Source organism: Pseudomonas sp. GV105 (assembly GCF_003058185.1).
Lineage (GTDB): Bacteria > Pseudomonadota > Gammaproteobacteria > Pseudomonadales > Pseudomonadaceae > Aquipseudomonas > Aquipseudomonas veronii.
Genome location: NZ_QBUF01000001.1, coordinates 44,738 through 61,058 on the forward strand (window position 1 = coordinate 44,738; position 16,321 = coordinate 61,058).

Below are 16,321 nucleotides of genomic sequence, written 5' to 3' on the forward strand. Positions count from 1 at the left end.
GTATGCGGTCGTCTTCACTGTAGGCCGGAGAGGCCAAGGGCGGGGTCGATTCCATCGAGTGCGGCGGCCAGTACCTTGGCCTTGTCGGCGATCTGCTTGCGCTGATCGGCGGTAACACGGTCGTAGCGGCTGAATTGGCCGTCGACTTTCAAACCATCGAGCGCCGTCTCGAACGCGGCGAGGGCCGTGTCGATGTTTGGCAACAGGTCGGCGGCGGACTTGCTCAGCAGCGGACGCATCAGGTCGACCACCTTGCGCGCGGCATCCAGGTTGGCGGCGAAACCGTTCAGGTCGATATGGCTGTAGCGCTCCTCTTCGCCACTGACGGCGCGCACGTCGGCCAGGCTATTGAGGTTGCGCACCACGATGCTCACCAGTTGTTCCGGTGGCAGCGACTGCGCCAGCAATTGTTGTTTGAGGGTGCCGACGTCGCTCACCAGGCGCTGCGCCAGCGGGGCCAGGCCATCGAGGCTGCGTTGCTGGAACAGGCCGTATTCGAGGCGGTGGAAGCCGCTGAAGGCTGGGTCCTGCTCGCGTTTTTCGAAATAATCGGCGCGGGCGTTGATCGCGTTGTCCAGTTGCGCCAGGCGTTGCGACGCCGCGGCGAGACGCTGATAAGCCTCGCGGGCCGGCACATACAGCGCCTGAGCCTGGGCCAGGTCACCGGCGTCGATCGCTTGTTGCAAGGCGGTCGTGGCCTTGATCAGAGCGCTGGCCTGGCTGCTCAGGTACACACGGAATTCCGACAACGGCCCGATAAACGCCACCATCGACGGCTTGGCCTTGGCTTGGGCGTCGGATGCCGCCGTCGGCGTTACGTGCAAGGTGCCGCGCGGGTTGCTTAACAGGCCGCAGGTAATTGCATAGTCGCCGGGCAACAGATTGGCATTGATCACCTGGCTCAGGCCCGGCGCGATGTTTTCGCGTTCTTCGACCACCAGCACGCCGTCGAGGATCTCCCATTCCACCGCGCGGTCGGAGCGGTTGATGATGCGAAAACTCGCGCGCCCGGCCGCAACAGTCAGCGCGTTGGGTTCGCAGGCGTGGCCGTGAATGGTCACGACGGTTTCATCTTGGTGGGTCTGGCGCTTGGTCGCTGCCAGCTGCGAGGCATAGTAGAACAGGCCGCCGGCGGCGATCATCACGATCGCCGAGCCGGCTACCGCCCAGCGCAGGGCGCGTGGCGGCGAGGCCGGTTGAGGAGTTGGGTTGGACAAGGGACGGTCCTTACGGGTGAGAAACGGAAGAGGGCGCGGCGACCGGCTTGGCGGGTGCCGCGGGCAGGAAGAACATCGCCAGGGCCACCACCAGGTAGATCAGGTAGGCCCCCAGCGTGCTGACGGTCGGCGCATCCTGATAGCCGAACATCCCGGCGAGTACCGAGCCCACCGGGCCATCCATCGGCAACGTCGCGCTGACATCGAACAGCACGCTTTGCAGGTGGTTCCACACGCCGGCTTCATGCAGGGCCTGCACGGAGTTGGCGAGGATGCCGGCGGCCACCACCAGGATGAACAGGCCGGTCCAGCGGAAAAACGCGCCGAGGTTCAGGCGCATGCTGCCGCTGTAGATCAGGAACCCGACGATGATCGCCAGCACCAGGCCGAGCAGGGCACCCAGCGGTGCGCCGGGGCCTTCACTCTGCTGGAACACCGCCAACAGGAAGAACACGGTTTCCAGGCCTTCACGGGCCACGGCGAAAAACACCATCAGGATCAGCGCGGTGACTTGGTGGCGCGAGCCGGCCAGGGCATGGTCGAGGGATTGGTGCAGCGAATGTTTGATCGAGCGTGCGACCTTGCGCATCCAGAACACCATGGAACTGAGTATGCCCACGGCGACCAGGCCGACCACGCCTTCGAACAATTCCTGCTGCTTTTGCGGAAATTCGGCACTCATCAGTTCCAGGCCGCCACCGACCAGCAAGGCCAGGGCCGCGGCGAGGAAGACACCGACCCACACGGCGGGCATCCACTGGCCACGGCCGGTCTGTTGCAAGTAACTGGCGATGATGCCAACGATCAATGCGGCTTCAATGCCTTCGCGCAACATGATGAGAAAGGGAACAAGCATTCGACACCGCAGGGAAACTGGATAGGAAGCTAAGTTGTAACATAATGATACTCATTGCCAAACAAGAAACATTGACCTTTACTGAACGGCGGCTGAACGGTGGTGGCAAAGCTCAAGCGCCCTTATGATGCACCCCACCTTTTGTGCCGTTGGATTGCCCCACACCCATGTCGGAAAAAGACACCATCTCCATCCATCTTGTGCGCGAAGCCCTGTTGCAGAGCTGCGCGTCGGGAGCAGCGAGCGTTGAGGCCTTGAGCAAGGCGGGCATTGCTCCCGAGCTGCTGTTGCAGCCTGGTGCACGTGTCTCGGCCACGACCTACGCTCGGTTGTGGCGCCTGTTGGCGCGGCGCCTGGACGATGAGTTTTTTGGCATGGACCCGCGCCCGCTCAAGTCCGGCAGCCTGGCGTTTCTGTGCCGCGTGGCCATGGCTCAACCGACGGTGGCGGCCGGGCTGGAAACCGGCTTGGCGTTCCTGTCATTGATGTTCGAGCATTTGCCTGCCCAACTGGTGCGCCAGCAAAGCCTGGCGGAAATCGTGCTGCTCGAAACCGAGCCCGAGCCGCGCCGGGCGTTCAGCTATTTCACTTATTGGATGATCGTCCACGGCGTCGCCTGTTGGCTCGCGGGGCGGCGTATACCGATCCTGGCCATCGAACTGCGCTGTCCACAACCGGATTTTTGTGACGATTACCGGGTGATGTTCTCCGACAACCTGCGTTTCGACCGGCCGCGCACGCGCATGATCTTCTCCGCCGATTGCCTCGACCTACCGATCAAGCGCAGCGCCGAAGAACTCAAGCGTTTCCTTGGCCACGCACCGGCCAATATCCTGGTCAAATACCGCGACCCCGACAGCCTGGCCACGCGCATCAAGCACGACCTGCGCCAGATGCCGCCCGACATCTGGCCGGAAACCGACGGCCTGGCCGCCAACCTGTGCATCTCCGCCTCGACCCTGCGCCGCCGCTTGGCGGAAGAGGGGCAAACGTATCAGGGGCTCAAGGACAGCGTGCGCAAAGAGTTGGCGATTGTCTGGCTGGCCGAACCGCAGATCAGCTTTGCCGAAATTGCCACGCGATTGGGATTTGCCGATGCCAGTTCGTTCTACAAGGCGTTTCGTAAATGGATCGGGTCGAATCCGGGGCATTATCGTAGTTTGATTTTGAACGAGACAAATCGCCTGTGATGGAGTGGGTGTACGGGATAAAGAGCCAAACTCAGGCACGCTCCTCTATCGAGAGATCACTGCGGGAAGAATTAACAAAAAATGCCCGTGCATTGATTGCATGATTGGCAGCGAACATGCCTCGAACATATTCGGGGATGCCTTGTGACCGCTTCACGTTGGGATGGCTTTCAAGAAACGAAAGGCAATCGTCCAGCTTTCGTTAAATAAGGCGATTGCCTTGTATTTTACGTCTGTTTCAGCTTGCTGGCCGTTGGCATCAAAAGCACCCAGACCAGATATGAACATATGAAACGCCTCGCCATCAATTACGTCGTTTTCATAAAACCGTCTGCCGACTTTTTTAGTTCGTTGGTGGTGATCGATGTCATGTCGTAGTCTTTCAAAAATGCTTTCAGATCATCAATCAACTCTTGTTTTCGAAGCTTCAACGTGTCCGAAGCTTTTGATTCTTCCGTTATCGTGAATGTATTGATAACCTGTTTCGGGTTCTTTATCTGGAACGGGTTAGACGCTTTGGTGTACCTCATTTGTTCCGCGGTCAATAAAACGGCCATAGTGAAATCCTTCATTAGTCGAAACGTACACTTTTATATCGGGCCACTCTTGTACCTACTTTAAAAAAGTGCCGTGACCGAATGGGCCGTGGGGCAAAGAATTGGCTGGATGCGACCAATCCAAGGAGATTTTTACATCAGAAGGCGCTGATGGCCTTCGTGCCCGTTGCATTACTGTGGTCATGTTATTTAACGAAAACAGTCTGTTGGAATAGATGCGAGGAAGTGTCTGACAGCGATTAGCTTGCGAGGGGTAGTCTATTTCCCAAATTGATCTACCGCGTGCAAATCCACCGGCTAAATCCGCGACAGCGCTTGAGCCGTTAATTAGATTACGACGCCATCTTCATTCAATCAGGAATGCATGCATGGCAAGCAACAGGCTCACATCAACCGGTTCCCTTCGCCCACTGCGGCTGAGAGTTTTTTAATGTCTCAGCCCTACGCGTTTATCAATGATTGGCAACAAACCTCAGTTGAACTCAAGGCAAGATTGCGCTTGAGCCAGCACGCCGAAGCCAAGTTCGACAGGCTCAATACCCATATTCGAAACGTTGTGGTGCTGCCGGGGCAGTTGGTCATCATCGGTGATGACTCCACGGCGTTGTGCAAGCCGGAAGAGCATCTGCTGATGCAATCCGCCTGGCGTATCCGCCATAGCGTGATGGCCGAAGGGGGCGACGCCTTTGCCCTGCAAAACTACGATTTGTTGCAGAAACTGCTCGGCTACACGTCGCTCGGTATCGGCACGGCGGGGGATGCTTGGAATCGCCACTTGAAGGCGATCGTCAAAACCCTGGAAGAAATCGATGCCCTGCATAAACAGGCGTTGCGCCGAGGCGGTGGCGCAGCGCGGGAGGAGTTTTTGGCGCGTCGCCAAACGCTGTTCGCCAAACTGGAGGCACAACTGCGCGGGTTCGCCCGTTACGGCACGGGTTTGCGTAATGAAGGCTCGATCAAGAAAATGCTCGGTATTTCCACCAAGAGTTATTTGCATACCGGGGAGATCAGTCGATATGCCGAGAGGATTGCGCGGATTTCCAGGGTGGCGAAAGTGCTCAAGGCAGGGACGCCGTTGGGGATTGCTTTGAGCGCTGCGTCCACTGGGCTGGAGATCAAGGAAGCCTGTTCCACGGGGAGGGAAGAGCAGTGTACGAAGGCTAAGTATGTGGAGGTGGGGAAGCTGGCAGGAGGCGTTTCATTAGGCGCTGCCGGAGGGTTGATTGGATCGAGTTTGTGTCTTGCCGTACTGGTACCAACAACGGGTCCAGGTTCGCTGGCTTGTCTATTAATCGGTGGCGCGGTGGGCGGCGTCGCAGGAGGCGCGCTTGGCAGTAGGGGTGGGGAATTAGTGGGTGAAAAGATCTATGAATATTAACGATTTCCTAAGTTCTCATATCATTTTCTGGTTTGAAATAGCGTTGTGTATTTCACTCGGCGTTGCCTTGCTGATCTATGTTTTTCTGGCCTATCGGCGTTTGGAATACATGGAGCGCCTTCTGAATAAATGCAGTTTCGTTGTGTTTCACGCCCAGTTTTGGGGCAACTCACCGCGAGGGAGAATGATGCGATTCGGCGCGGTCGCAGTAGCAGTATTGCTGCCAAAGCGGAACTTAAAACGTGGTGTCATTGACTGGCAGCAAGTCCAGGAATTTCCTCGCTGCCTGAAAAACTTGTTCCGTGGTATCTATTTCGTCATCGTCGTTGTCTTTATGTACGGCATCGTTTTTTGGCTGCCTAAATGAAATAGTGTTTAGTAGGAATATTTTTCTTAAGTTGCCGAGCCAAAAAGCCCCGTGATCGAATGGGCGGCGGGGATTGGCAGCAGAGGTGGGGAAATGGTGGGTGAAAAACTCTATGAGTATTGACAACTTTCTAAATCCTCTCATCTTTTTTTGGATTGAATTAGCCTTGTGTGTTTCGGTCGTCGTTGTCGTACTAATAGGTGTTTTCCTGGCCTATCGACGGCTGGAATACATGGAGCGGCTTTTGAATAAATGCAGTCTCGTCGTATTTCACTCCCGGTTTTGGGGAAACTCCGCGCGAGGAAGAATGATGCGGTTGTCTGCAATTACAGTGGCAGTACTACAGCCAAAGAGGAATTTGAAGCGCGGCGTTATTGACTGGCAGCAAGTTCAGGAATTTCCTCGTGGCCTTAAAAACCTGTTCAGGGGAATGCTCTTCGTTGGTGTGGTTTTCTTTGCCTTTGGTACCTATTTTTGGCTTTGCAAATAGTGTTAGGTATTGACTATTTCTTAAATTCTCGCGTTATGTTTTGGTTTCTGGTGGCGTTAATACTCTCTATCAATATCGTTGTACTAATAGGCGTTTTTCTGGCCTACCGACGTCTCGACTACATGGAGCGCCTTTTGAACAAATGCAGTCTCGTTACCTTCCACTCTCAGTTTTGGGGCAACTCGCCGCGAGGAAGAATGATGCGGTTATCTGCGGTTGCAGTAGCCGTATTACTGCCAACATGGAATCTGAAGCGCGGTGTCATTGACTGGCAGCAAGTCCAGGAGTTTCCTCGCAGCCTGAAAAACTTGTTTCGTGGTATCTATTTCGTCATCGTCGTTGTCTTTATGTGCGGCGTCGTTTTTTTGGCTGCGTAAATGAAATAGTATTCAGTAGGAATGTTTTTTCTTAAGTTGTTGAGCCAAAAAAGCCCCGTGATCGAATGGAGTACGGGGTAAAAAACTGGCTGGATGCGACCAACCAAAGAGACTCTTTACATTGTCTGGTACTAGTAACGTTTCGCGTCATTTGCGTTGCCGCAGTCATATTGGTTAACGAAAATATTCCATTGGAATAGCTATTAGGAAGTGTCTGACAGCTATTGGTAGGCGAGGGGAAGTCCATTTCCCAAGTTGATCGACGATGCGCGAATTTATCTGGTAAATCCGCGACAGCGCTTGAGCCGTTAATTAGATTACGACGCCATCTTCATTCAATCAGGAATGCATGCATGGCAAGCAACAGGCTCACATCAACCGGTTCCCTTCGCCCACTGCTGCTGAGAGGTTTTTAATGTCTCAGCCCTACGCGTTTATCAATGATTGGCAACAAACCTCAGTTGAACTCAAGGCAAGATTGCGCTTGAGCCAGCACGCCGAAGCCAAGTTCGACAGGCTCAATACCCATATCCGGAACGTTGTGGTGCTGCCGGGGCAGTTGGTCATCATCGGTGATGACTCCACGGTGTTGTGCAAGCCGGAAGAGCATCTGCTGATGCAATCCGCCTGGCGTATCCGCCATAGCGTGATGGCCGAAGGGGGCGACGCCTTTGCTTTGCAAAACTACGATTTGTTGCAGAAACTGCTCGGCTACACGTCGCTCGGTATCGGCACGGCGGGAGATGCGTGGAATCACCACTTGAAGGCGATCGTCAAAACCCTGGAAGAAATCGATGCCCTGCATAAACAGGCATTGCGCCGAGGCGGTGGCGCAGCGCGGGATGAGTTTTTGGCGCGTCGCCAAACGCTGTTCGCCAAACTGGAGGCACAACTGCGCGGGTTTGCCCGTTACGGCACGGGTTTGCGTAATGAAGGCTCGATCAAGAAAATGCTCGGTATTTCCACCAAGAGTTATTTGCATACTGGAGAGATCAGCCGGTATGCCGAGAGGATTGCGCGGATTTCCAGGGTGGCGAAAGTGCTCAAGGCAGGGACGCCGTTGGGGATTGCTTTGAGCGCTGCGTCCACTGGGCTGGAGATCAAGGAAGCCTGTTCCACGGGGAGGGAGGAGCAGTGTACGAAGGCTAAGTATGTGGAAACGAGTAGGTTAGTAGGCGGGGTTGCTGGTGGTTTAGTGGGGGGCTATGCGGCGGCCACGTTATGTTTCGTTGTGTTGGGGCCCACTACAGGACCGCTATCATTAAGTTGTTTGTTGATCGGCGGCGGGACCGTAGGCGCTGTCATGGGCAGTCGTGGAGGGGATCTGGGCGAGCATTTAGGAGAGAAACTATATGAGTATTGATTGTTTTATTTATCATCCGCTGAAGCTCTGGTTCGATTTGACTCTGTTTTTTTTGGTCTTCATCGCCTTTGTGGTTTTGATATACCTGGCTTATCGAAGACTCGACGAAATGGAATATCTTCTAAACAAATGCAGTCTTATCACACCCAATCAACGTGTTTGGGGTAATTCGATTCGAGGAAGAATGATTCGACTATCTGCCGTCACCGCAGCGGTTGTTCTACCAAAGTGGAACGTAAAACGAGGTGCAGTGGATTGGCAGCAGGTACAAGCCTTTCCTCGTAACCTCAAGCGATTGCTTCAGGGAACCCTGCTTGTTGGAGTGCTTTTTCTAATGAGTGCCACCGCTGACATCTTGTATAAGTGGCTACATCAGTAACTGCGACACAAAAAAAAGCCCCATGACCAAACGGACCACGGGGCTAAAAATTGGCTGGATGCGACCAACCAAAGGAGCTCTTTACATCACTTGGCCGTAGCGACCACCGTATCCGGCTGCCAACCGCCACCCAGCGCCTTGTAGATCGCAACAATCCCGCGATACAGATCAACCTCGGCCTGGGCCTGGGAGTCTTCGGCGGCCAGGCGTTCGCGTTGTGCGTCGAGCAGCACGAGGAAGTCCACGGTGCCTTCGCGGTAGCGGATCGCGGCGAGGTCGGCGGCGGCGCGGCTGGATTCGCTTTGGCGGATCAGCGAGACCAGGCGTTGCTGACGCTTGCCGTAGTCGCTGAAGGCGTTCTCGGATTCTTCCAACGCCAGCAACACTTGCTGCTCGTAGTTGGCCAGGGCGCCATCGGCCTCGGCATCGGCACCGCGCAGGCGCGCACGCACGCTGCCCAGGTCAAACGCGGCCCAGGTGATGCTCGGGCCGAGGGCCCAGGCATTCGCCGCGGATGAACCGATCTGCGAACCGCGCCCGGCGGTGAAGCCGAGGAAGCCGCTGAGGCTGACCCGTGGGAACAGGTCGGCCTTGGCCACGCCGATGCGCGCGGTGGCGGATGCCAGTTTGCGTTCGGCACTCAGAATGTCCGGGCGCCGTTGCAGCAGTTGCCCTGGATCGCCGATCGGCAGCGCCTTGGCAATCGCCGGCAAGTCTTTCGGGCTCAGGTCCACGCTCAGCTTGTCGGGGCGCTGGCCGAGGAGAGTGGCGATGCGGTTGCGCTCGCGCACTTGTTCGGCCTGCAGTTGCGGCACGCTGGCTTCCACCGCCGCGAGGCGGGCGTCGGCACGTTCCACGTCGAGTTGGTCGCCCACACCGGCATCGCGCAGGCTGACGGTGATGGTGCGCGACTCCTGCTGGTTCTTCAGGTTGTCCAGGGCGATGCGTTCACGCAGTTGCGCGCCGCGCAGTTGACCGTAGGCGTCCACCAGTTCGGCAATCAGCGTGACTTGCAACTGGTACAGGTCGGCTTCGGCCGCTTGCTGGTCGGCGTCGGTGGCTTCCAGGTTGCGCTGGATGCGGCCGAACAGGTCCAGCTCCCAGGCCATGTCCAGGCCCAGGTCATAACGCTCGCTGTTGACGCGCTTGGTGGTCTGGCCAGGGATTTGCCCCTTGGCCAGGTCACTGCTGGCGCGGCTGGTGATGGTCGGCATCGCGTCGTTGCTGGCGTCATCGCGGATCGCCCGTGCGGCCCGCAGGCGGGCAAACGCCACACGCAGGTCGCGGTTACCGCTCAGCGACTGGGTCACCAACTGGTTCAGAGTCGGGTCGTCGAATTGCTGCCACCAGATGCCTTCGAATTTCCCGTGGTCGTATTTTTTGGCATCGGCGGCAGCCGTGATATTGGCCGCCTCCGGGGTCTGGGTTGTGTAGTCCGGGCCCACGGCACAGGCGCTCAGCGCCAGGACCAGCAAGCTCGGCAGAAAGACTTTCACACTCATTGCTGTGTCTCCAGCTTCAAGGCCTTGGCCGCTTTGCGCGCGTCCTGGCGCTCCACATAGCGACGGATCAGTACGTAGAACACTGGTGTCAGCAACAGCCCGAAGAAGGTCACCCCGATCATCCCGGAGAACACCGCCACGCCCATGGCATGCCGCATTTCGGCACCGGCACCGCTGGACAGCACCAGGGGCACCACACCCATGATGAAGGCGAACGAGGTCATCAGGATCGGCCGCAGCCGCAGGCGGCAGGCTTCCAGCACCGCGGCGAGCGGGTCGAGGCCTTCCTGCTGTTTATCCTTGGCGAACTCTACGATCAGAATCGCGTTCTTACAGGCCAGGCCCACCAGCACGATCAGGCCGATCTGGGTGAAGATGTTGTTGTCGCCGCCCGAGATGATCACCCCGGTGATGGCCGACAGCAGCGTCATCGGTACGATCAGGATCACCGCCAGCGGCAGGCTCCAGCTTTCGTATTGGGCGGCCAGTACCAGGAACGCCAGCAGCACACAGAGCGGGAACACGAACAGCGCGGTGTTGCCCGAGAGGATTTGCTGATACGTCAGGTCGGTCCACTCGTAGGTCATGCCGTTGGGCAGTTCATCCTTCAGCAGTTTTTCAATCGCGGCCTGGGCCTGGCCGGAGCTGTAGCCCGGTGCAGCGTTGCCGTTGATTTCCGCGGTGATGAAGCCGTTGTAGTGCATTACGCGGTCCGGGCCGGAGGTGTCGCTGACCTTGATGAAGGTCGCCAGCGGGATCATCTCGCCTTTGTTGTTGCGCACTTTCAACTGGCCGATCTGGTCTTCATCCAGGCGGAACTGCTGCTCAGCCTGCACGTTGACCTGGTAGGTGCGGCCGAAGCGGTTGAAGTCGTTGGCATACAACGAACCCAGGTAGATCTGCAGGGTGTCGAAGATGTCGCTGATCGCCACGCCGTGGGTCTTGGCCTTTTCGCGGTCGATGGCGGCATCGACCTGGGGCACGTTGACCGTGTAGCTGGTGAACAGGCCGAACAGCTCCGGCGTGGTGCGGCTCTTGGTGATGACGTTCTGCACTTCTTTGTACAGCTCTTCGTAACCCAGGTTGCCACGGTCTTCGATCTGCAGGCGGAACCCGCCGATGGTGCCCAGGCCCTGTACCGGCGGCGGTGGGAAGATCGCCATGTAGGCTTCCTGGATGTCGCTGTACTTGCCGTTCAGCGCACCGGCAATCGCACCGGCGGACATGCTCGGGTCTTTACGCTCGTCGAACGGTTTGAGGGTCACGAACACGATGCCGCTGTTCGGGCTGTTGGTGAACCCGTTGATCGACAGGCCCGGGAAGGCCACGGCGCTTTCCACGCCCGGCTGTTTCAGGGCGATGTCGGACATGCGCTTGATCACGTCTTCGGTGCGATCCAGGCTCGCGGCGTCCGGCAATTGGGCGAAAGCCACCAGGTATTGCTTGTCCTGGGCCGGTACGAAACCGGTCGGGGTGTGGGCAAACCCGAACCACGTCAGCACCATCAGGCCAGCGTACAGGAACAGCGCGATGCCGCTGCCGCGGATCACCCGGCGCACGGTGCCGACGTAGCCATGGCTGGCTTTTTCGAAGAAGCGGTTGAACGGCCGGAACAACCAGCCCCCCAACAGCTTGTCGAGCACCTTGGAGAAGCGATCCTTCGGCGCGTCATGGCTGCGCAGCAACACGGCAGCCAGGGCGGGGGACAAGGTCAGCGAGTTGAAGGCCGAGATCACCGTCGAAATCGCAATGGTCAAGGCGAACTGCTTGTAGAACTGCCCGGTCAAGCCGCTGATGAAGGCCGCGGGAATGAACACGGCGCACAGCACCAGTGCCGTGGCGATGATCGGCCCGGTCACTTCGCTCATGGCCTTTTCAGTCGCCTGGAACGGTTCCAGGCCCAGCTCGATGTTGCGCTCGACGTTCTCCACCACCACGATGGCGTCATCCACCACGATGCCGATGGCGAGTACCAGGCCGAACAAGGACAGTGCGTTGAGCGAGAAGCCGAACAGGTGCATCACCGCAAACGTACCGATCAGCGAGACCGGCACCGCCACCAACGGAATGATCGAGGCGCGCCAGGTCTGCAGGAACAGGATCACCACCAGCACCACGAGGATCAGCGCTTCGAACAGGGTATGCACCACCGCCTCGATGGAGCCGCGCACGAAGATGGTCGGGTCGTAGACGATGCTGAAGTCCATGCCTTCGGGGAAGCTCTTCTTCAGCTCCGCCATCTTGTCGCGCACTTCGTTGGAGATCTGGATCGCGTTCGAGCCTGGGCGCTGGAAGATCGGGATCGCCACGGCCGGCTGGTTGTTGAGCAACGAACGCAGGGCGTATTGGCTCGAACCCAGCTCGACCCGCGCGATGTCTTTGAGGCGCGTGATTTCACCGTTATCGCCGGAGCGAATGATGATGTTCTCGAACTCTTCTTCCGTGACCAGGCGGCCCTGGGTGTTCACCGACAACTGGAAGCTGGTGGCATTCGGTGCAGGCGGCGCACCCAGCGCACCGGCGGCCACTTGACGGTTCTGCTCGCGAATCGCGGTCACCACATCGGTGGCGGTCAGGTTGCGCGAAGCGGTCTTGTTCGGGTCCAGCCAGACGCGCAGGGAGTAGTCGCCCATGCCGAACAGCTGCACATCACCCACGCCGCCCAGGCGCGCCAACTCGTCCTTGATGTTGAGCAAGGCGTAGTTGGACAGGTAAAGCATGTCGTAACGCTGATCCGGGGAGGTCAAATGCACCACCATGGTCAGGTCGGGGGAGGCCTTGTCCACGGTGATACCGATGCGCGTCACTTCCTCGGGCAGCTTGGGTTGCGTGCGCGTCACACGGTTTTGCACCTGCACCTGCGCGTTGTCCAGGTCGGTGCCCAGGGCGAAGGTGATGGTCAGGGTCAGTTTGCCGTCGGCGGTCGACTGCGAGGACATGTACAGCATGTTCTCGACGCCGGTGATCGCCTGTTCCAGCGGCGCGGCGACGGTTTCGCCGATGACTTTGGGGTTGGCGCCAGGGAAGTTGGCACGCACCACCACGGTCGGCGGCACCACTTCCGGGTATTCGCTGATCGGCAGTTGGAACAGCGAGATCGCGCCAGCGATCAGGATCAACAGCGAGAGCACCGCTGCGAAGATCGGCCGCGAAATGAAGAACTTGGAAAAATTCATCTTGAGTCGTATCCCTTAACCGCGTGGAGTCGCGACGGCTGCGAGCTTGGGCGCGGTTTTTTCCGGCGCCACTTGCTCCAGGTTGCTGGCTTCAAGCGCTTGTCGTTGTTGGGCCAAGGCGGCGAGGGTTTCCTTGCTGGCCATCGGGATGGTTTCCGGGGCGACCGGCGCGCCCGGGCGCACACGCTGCAGGCCCTTGACGATAATGGTGTCGTCCTTGTTCAGGCCGCTGCGCACGATGCGCAAACCTTCGATCTTTGGCCCCAGTTCCACCGAGCGGTAGGCCGGCTTGTCGCCTTCCATCACCAGCACGAACTTCTTGCCCAGGTCGGTGCCGACCGCTTCATCGTTGATCAGCACGGCGGAGTAAGTGCCGCTGCCGACCAGTTTCAGGCGGGCGTACAAGCCAGGGGTGTATTCGCCTTTGCTGTTGTCGAATACCGCGCGGCCACGGATGGTGCCGGTGGCCGGGTTGACCTGGTTGTCGACGAAGTTCATCTGGCCCAGGTGCGGGTTGCCGGTTTCATTCGACAGGCCCAGGTACACCGGGGTGGTCGCGCCACGGCGACCCTGGCGGGCGAGTTCGGTGTACTTGAGGTACACGCGCTCATCGGCGTCGAAGTAGGCGTAGACCTTGTCGGTGGAGACCACGCTGGTCAGCGCGGTGACGTCGGCGGTGACCAGGTTGCCAGCGGTGATCTCGGCACGGCTGACACGGCCGCTGATCGGCGCGATGACGCGGGTGAAGCTCAGGTTCAGCTTGGCCAGGTCCAACTGCGCCTGGATGCCGGCGACAGCGGCGCGGGCTTCCTGGGCGGCGGTGGTGCGCGAGTCGGCCAGTTCGGCGGAGATCGCGTTGCTCTGACGCAGGCGTTCGCCCCGTTGCGCTTCGTTATCGCTGCGGGTGGCGGCGGCTTTGGTCTGTTGCAGTTGGGCTTCGAGGCGGCGCACCTCGGCCTGGAACGGGCGTGGGTCGATCTGGAACAGCAGGTCGCCTTTCTTCACGAGGGCGCCTTCGGTGAAGGCCACCTGATCGATCTGGCCGGACACCCGTGGACGGATCTGCACGGTTTCCGGTGCTTCCAGGCGTCCGGTGAATTCGTCCCACTCGTTGACCGGTTGCTCAAGCACCTTGGCCACGCTGATTTTTGCAGGAGGCATGGCGGCCGCTTGTTCCGGGGTTTTGCCGCACGCGCTCATCACCGCCACGGCCAGAATCGCCAGGGGCAAGCGTAAGTGTTTGAGTGTCTGTTCCATGAGGTGTATCCGCCAATGTATTTGAGATGGGCGGATCATGCGCGGGGAGCTGCTAGGTCACGAATCGAATGAAGCAAAGATAACTATCATTCGGAATGATATAAGCGCGGATTGAGCCCTCTAGTCTGCGGGTTTCATTAGGCAGCTATCAATATGCTTGATGACAAAGGCATGTTGCGCGCGCTGCAAGGAACGCCGCAATGCCTACCTGGCACTGTCGCTCGCTAGCTGCGCAACGATGCGTTCTATCAACATTCTCACCCGTCTGGGCTGAATGCGCGTGGGCGGGTAGACGATGTTCAGCGCTGTGCGGCCCAGGTCGTAATCCTCGAGCACCTCGACCAAGCGGCCGGCGTCGAGATCGGCACGCACGTCCCACACCGATTTCAAGCAAATCCCGTGGCCGGCCAGGCACCATTGGCGGACCAGCGCGCCGTCGTTCGCCACGCGGCGGCCACGCACCATGATCCGGTGGGTCTGCCCGTGCTGCGTGAACGCCCACTCCCGCGAAATATTGACGCCGAAGCGCATCACCAGGCACTCGTGCGCGGCCAGGTCCTCGGGGTGTTGCGGGGTGCCGTGGCGCGCCAGGTACAGCGGTGATGCACACACCACTCGGCGGTTTTCGCCAATCAGACGGGCATGCAGGGTGCTGTCGGCCAGCGCGCCGAAGCGCACGGCGAAGTCGATCCCCTGGCCGACGGGGTCGACATAGCCATCGCTGAGGTTCAGGTCGATGCTGACCTGCGGGTGCTCCTGCATGAACTGCGCGAGGATCGGCTCGATGTATTGGCGACCGAAGTCTTGCGGGGCGCTGAGGCGGATCGGCCCGCAAAGGGTGTCGGCGCCCAGGCGAATGCTGGTGTGCAACTCGTCGGCGTCTGCCAACAGGCGATGCGCGCCATCGACCAGCAGGCGACCTTCATCCGTGAGGTTGATCGCGCGGGTGGTGCGTTTGAGCAGGCTGGCACCGTAAAAGCTCTCCAACTGCGCCAGCCGTTCCGACACCGAAGCCGGCGATAAGCCCAGTTCCCGGCCGGCGGCAGACAGCCCGCCTTTCTCGACGATCAGCAAAAACAGCTCAAGGTTCTTCAGTAGCATTATTCGGTTTTTCCGAAAGTGATTTTTGATTTCAGCTCAATTATCAAAATAAACCTAAAGGACTAACGTTGCATCCGTGTTTATTCAACGGAGTTACCGTCATGTCATCTGTGAACCTGCAACGGCGTACCTTCCTGGCCCAGGCGGGCGCGGGCGCCGCGGTGTTGACCGCCGGATCGCTGCTCGGCAGCGCCAACGCGAGCGCGGCGCAGGCCGGGCAGAGTGGGGCGGCACCGGCTGCGCGCCAGGCCAAGGGTGGTTTCTGGCCCGGCGACACACGGCTTGTGGTCTCGATCTCGATGCAGTTCGAGGCCGGTGGGCAACCGCTGAAGGGCACCGACAGCCCGTTTCCCAAGGTGGACTTCCCCGACAGCGTGCCCGCTGACCCGGCCACCAATACCTGGTTCGCCTATGGCTACCGCGAAGGCATTCCCAGGCTGCTCGACCTCTGGGACCGGCATGGGGTGAAGGTCACCAGCCACATGATCGGCGATGCGGTGAAGCGGCATCCGCAGTTGGCCCGGGAAATCGTCGCGCGCGGACACGAGGCGGCGGGCCATGGCCCGCGCTGGAGTTCGCAATTTGCCATGAGCCGCGATGAAGAACGCACGTTCCTGCGCCAGGCCGCGAGCATGGTGCAGGACGTCACCGGCCAGCCGGTCAGCGGCTACAACTGCAATTGGCTGCGCCGTGGCCCCAACACCCTGGCGCTGCTGCAAGAGCTTGGCTACGTCTATCACATCGACGATGTGAGTCGCGACGAGCCGTTTATCGAGCAGGTCAACGGCCAGGATTTCGTGGTGGTTCCGTACACCTTGCGCAACAACGACATCGTCTTGATCGAAGGCCGCAACTACTCACCGTCGCAGTTCCTGGAACAGGTGAAGCTGGACTTCGACCAGCTGTACGAAGAGGCCGGCAGCCGGCGCCGCATGATGTCGATCAGCGCCCACGACCGCATCAGCGGTACGCCGCAAATGGTCCGGGTCTGGGATGAGTTTTTGCGCTATGCCAACAGCCACCCCGGCGTGGCCTTCATGCGCAAGGACGCTATCGCGCAGTACACCCTTAAAAGCCCGCTTAGCCTGCGCGAACACGAGACCCTCTGAGC

Annotated in this window: 16 protein-coding genes; 8 read left to right on the forward strand and 8 right to left on the reverse strand. The window is 59.0% G+C overall.

Annotated elements, in window-relative coordinates:
• Positions 1-14: 14 nt before the first annotated feature.
• Together efeO and efeU are read right to left on the reverse strand one after the other, a co-directional pair.
• Positions 15-1,217: an iron uptake system protein EfeO gene (efeO, locus tag C8K66_RS00190; RefSeq protein ID WP_079443677.1), complete on the reverse strand. Its 1,203-nt coding sequence runs from the start codon at positions 1,215-1,217 to the stop codon at positions 15-17.
• A 10-nt stretch (positions 1,218-1,227) separates the two neighbouring features.
• Complete coding sequence (gene efeU, locus C8K66_RS00195; protein WP_017847276.1) at positions 1,228-2,073, reverse strand: iron uptake transporter permease EfeU; 846 nt, start codon at positions 2,071-2,073, stop codon at positions 1,228-1,230.
• 167 nt (positions 2,074-2,240) lie between these two features.
• Between efeU and C8K66_RS00200 the strand changes: the two genes are divergently transcribed.
• Positions 2,241-3,263, forward strand: a complete 1,023-nt coding sequence (locus tag C8K66_RS00200; RefSeq protein WP_108523977.1) for an AraC family transcriptional regulator — start codon at positions 2,241-2,243, stop codon at positions 3,261-3,263.
• Between the two features lie 153 nt (positions 3,264-3,416).
• Here the strand turns inward: C8K66_RS00200 and C8K66_RS31090 are convergent, their stop codons facing one another.
• Together C8K66_RS31090 and C8K66_RS31095 are read right to left on the reverse strand one after the other, a co-directional pair.
• Positions 3,417-3,551 carry a hypothetical protein gene (locus C8K66_RS31090; protein ID WP_256381499.1) on the reverse strand — a complete coding sequence of 45 codons (135 nt, stop codon included), beginning with the start codon at positions 3,549-3,551 and terminating at the stop codon, positions 3,417-3,419.
• A 20-nt stretch (positions 3,552-3,571) separates the two neighbouring features.
• Positions 3,572-3,820, reverse strand: a complete 249-nt coding sequence (locus C8K66_RS31095) for a hypothetical protein (RefSeq protein WP_231589909.1) — start codon at positions 3,818-3,820, stop codon at positions 3,572-3,574.
• 430 nt (positions 3,821-4,250) lie between these two features.
• On the opposite strand from C8K66_RS31095, the gene C8K66_RS00210 reads away from it, so the two are divergent.
• From C8K66_RS00210 to C8K66_RS00235, 6 genes are all read left to right on the forward strand, one after another.
• Complete coding sequence (locus tag C8K66_RS00210) at positions 4,251-5,198, forward strand: hypothetical protein (protein WP_057005550.1); 948 nt, start codon at positions 4,251-4,253, stop codon at positions 5,196-5,198.
• Complete coding sequence (locus C8K66_RS00215; protein WP_017849623.1) at positions 5,188-5,565, forward strand: hypothetical protein; 378 nt, start codon at positions 5,188-5,190, stop codon at positions 5,563-5,565. The genes C8K66_RS00210 and C8K66_RS00215 overlap by 11 nt, the downstream gene beginning before the upstream one ends.
• A 112-nt stretch (positions 5,566-5,677) precedes the next feature.
• Positions 5,678-6,055, forward strand: coding sequence for a hypothetical protein (locus C8K66_RS00220; protein WP_057005533.1), 378 nt, complete (start codon positions 5,678-5,680; stop codon positions 6,053-6,055).
• 200 nt (positions 6,056-6,255) lie between these two features.
• A complete protein-coding gene (locus C8K66_RS31100) occupies positions 6,256-6,432 on the forward strand; it encodes a hypothetical protein (protein ID WP_241561578.1) in 177 nt (58 codons plus the stop codon).
• A gap of 415 nt (positions 6,433-6,847) precedes the next feature.
• Positions 6,848-7,795 carry a hypothetical protein gene (locus tag C8K66_RS00230; protein ID WP_108524254.1) on the forward strand — a complete coding sequence of 316 codons (948 nt, stop codon included), beginning with the start codon at positions 6,848-6,850 and terminating at the stop codon, positions 7,793-7,795.
• The gene (locus C8K66_RS00235; RefSeq protein WP_079443682.1) at positions 7,785-8,174 is read left to right on the forward strand and encodes a hypothetical protein; all 390 of its coding nucleotides are present in this window, start codon (positions 7,785-7,787) and stop codon (positions 8,172-8,174) included. Before C8K66_RS00230 ends, C8K66_RS00235 begins: the two co-directional genes overlap by 11 nt.
• 86 nt (positions 8,175-8,260) lie before the next feature.
• Here C8K66_RS00235 and C8K66_RS00240 read toward each other — a convergent pair whose 3' ends face one another.
• The 4 genes from C8K66_RS00240 to C8K66_RS00255 form a co-directional block, all read right to left on the reverse strand.
• Positions 8,261-9,676: an efflux transporter outer membrane subunit gene (locus tag C8K66_RS00240; protein WP_017847282.1), complete on the reverse strand. Its 1,416-nt coding sequence runs from the start codon at positions 9,674-9,676 to the stop codon at positions 8,261-8,263.
• The gene (locus tag C8K66_RS00245) at positions 9,673-12,852 is read right to left on the reverse strand and encodes an efflux RND transporter permease subunit (RefSeq protein ID WP_046383237.1); all 3,180 of its coding nucleotides are present in this window, start codon (positions 12,850-12,852) and stop codon (positions 9,673-9,675) included. The genes C8K66_RS00240 and C8K66_RS00245 overlap by 4 nt, the downstream gene beginning before the upstream one ends.
• Positions 12,853-12,867: 15 nt before the next feature.
• Positions 12,868-14,109, reverse strand: coding sequence for a multidrug efflux RND transporter periplasmic adaptor subunit MexE (mexE, locus tag C8K66_RS00250; RefSeq protein WP_046383238.1), 1,242 nt, complete (start codon positions 14,107-14,109; stop codon positions 12,868-12,870).
• 204 nt (positions 14,110-14,313) lie between these two features.
• Entirely contained in the window at positions 14,314-15,210 is an 897-nt protein-coding gene (locus tag C8K66_RS00255) for a LysR family transcriptional regulator (RefSeq protein ID WP_046383239.1), read from the reverse strand.
• Positions 15,211-15,311: 101 nt separating this feature from the next.
• Here C8K66_RS00255 and C8K66_RS00260 point away from each other — a divergent pair, with 101 nt between their 5' ends.
• Positions 15,312-16,319 carry a polysaccharide deacetylase family protein gene (locus C8K66_RS00260; protein ID WP_057005529.1) on the forward strand — a complete coding sequence of 336 codons (1,008 nt, stop codon included), beginning with the start codon at positions 15,312-15,314 and terminating at the stop codon, positions 16,317-16,319.
• Positions 16,320-16,321: the final 2 nt, after the last annotated feature.

Bases quoted from the DNA above. Each gene is read 5' to 3' on its own strand.
- efeU (WP_017847276.1), bottom strand. From the start codon at position 2,073: ATGCTTGTTCCCTTTCTCATCATGTTGCGCGAAGGCATTGAAGCCGCA.
- C8K66_RS00200 (WP_108523977.1), top strand. From the start codon at position 2,241: ATGTCGGAAAAAGACACCATCTCCATCCATCTTGTGCGCGAAGCCCTG.
- C8K66_RS31090 (WP_256381499.1), bottom strand. From the start codon at position 3,551: ATGTTCATATCTGGTCTGGGTGCTTTTGATGCCAACGGCCAGCAAGCT.
- C8K66_RS31095 (WP_231589909.1), bottom strand. From the start codon at position 3,820: ATGGCCGTTTTATTGACCGCGGAACAAATGAGGTACACCAAAGCGTCT.
- C8K66_RS00210 (WP_057005550.1), top strand. From the start codon at position 4,251: ATGTCTCAGCCCTACGCGTTTATCAATGATTGGCAACAAACCTCAGTT.
- C8K66_RS00215 (WP_017849623.1), top strand. From the start codon at position 5,188: ATGAATATTAACGATTTCCTAAGTTCTCATATCATTTTCTGGTTTGAA.
- C8K66_RS00220 (WP_057005533.1), top strand. From the start codon at position 5,678: ATGAGTATTGACAACTTTCTAAATCCTCTCATCTTTTTTTGGATTGAA.
- C8K66_RS31100 (WP_241561578.1), top strand. From the start codon at position 6,256: ATGCGGTTATCTGCGGTTGCAGTAGCCGTATTACTGCCAACATGGAAT.
- C8K66_RS00230 (WP_108524254.1), top strand. From the start codon at position 6,848: ATGTCTCAGCCCTACGCGTTTATCAATGATTGGCAACAAACCTCAGTT.
- C8K66_RS00235 (WP_079443682.1), top strand. From the start codon at position 7,785: ATGAGTATTGATTGTTTTATTTATCATCCGCTGAAGCTCTGGTTCGAT.
- C8K66_RS00240 (WP_017847282.1), bottom strand. From the start codon at position 9,676: ATGAGTGTGAAAGTCTTTCTGCCGAGCTTGCTGGTCCTGGCGCTGAGC.
- C8K66_RS00245 (WP_046383237.1), bottom strand. From the start codon at position 12,852: ATGAATTTTTCCAAGTTCTTCATTTCGCGGCCGATCTTCGCAGCGGTG.
- mexE (WP_046383238.1), bottom strand. From the start codon at position 14,109: ATGGAACAGACACTCAAACACTTACGCTTGCCCCTGGCGATTCTGGCC.
- C8K66_RS00255 (WP_046383239.1), bottom strand. From the start codon at position 15,210: ATGCTACTGAAGAACCTTGAGCTGTTTTTGCTGATCGTCGAGAAAGGC.
- C8K66_RS00260 (WP_057005529.1), top strand. From the start codon at position 15,312: ATGTCATCTGTGAACCTGCAACGGCGTACCTTCCTGGCCCAGGCGGGC.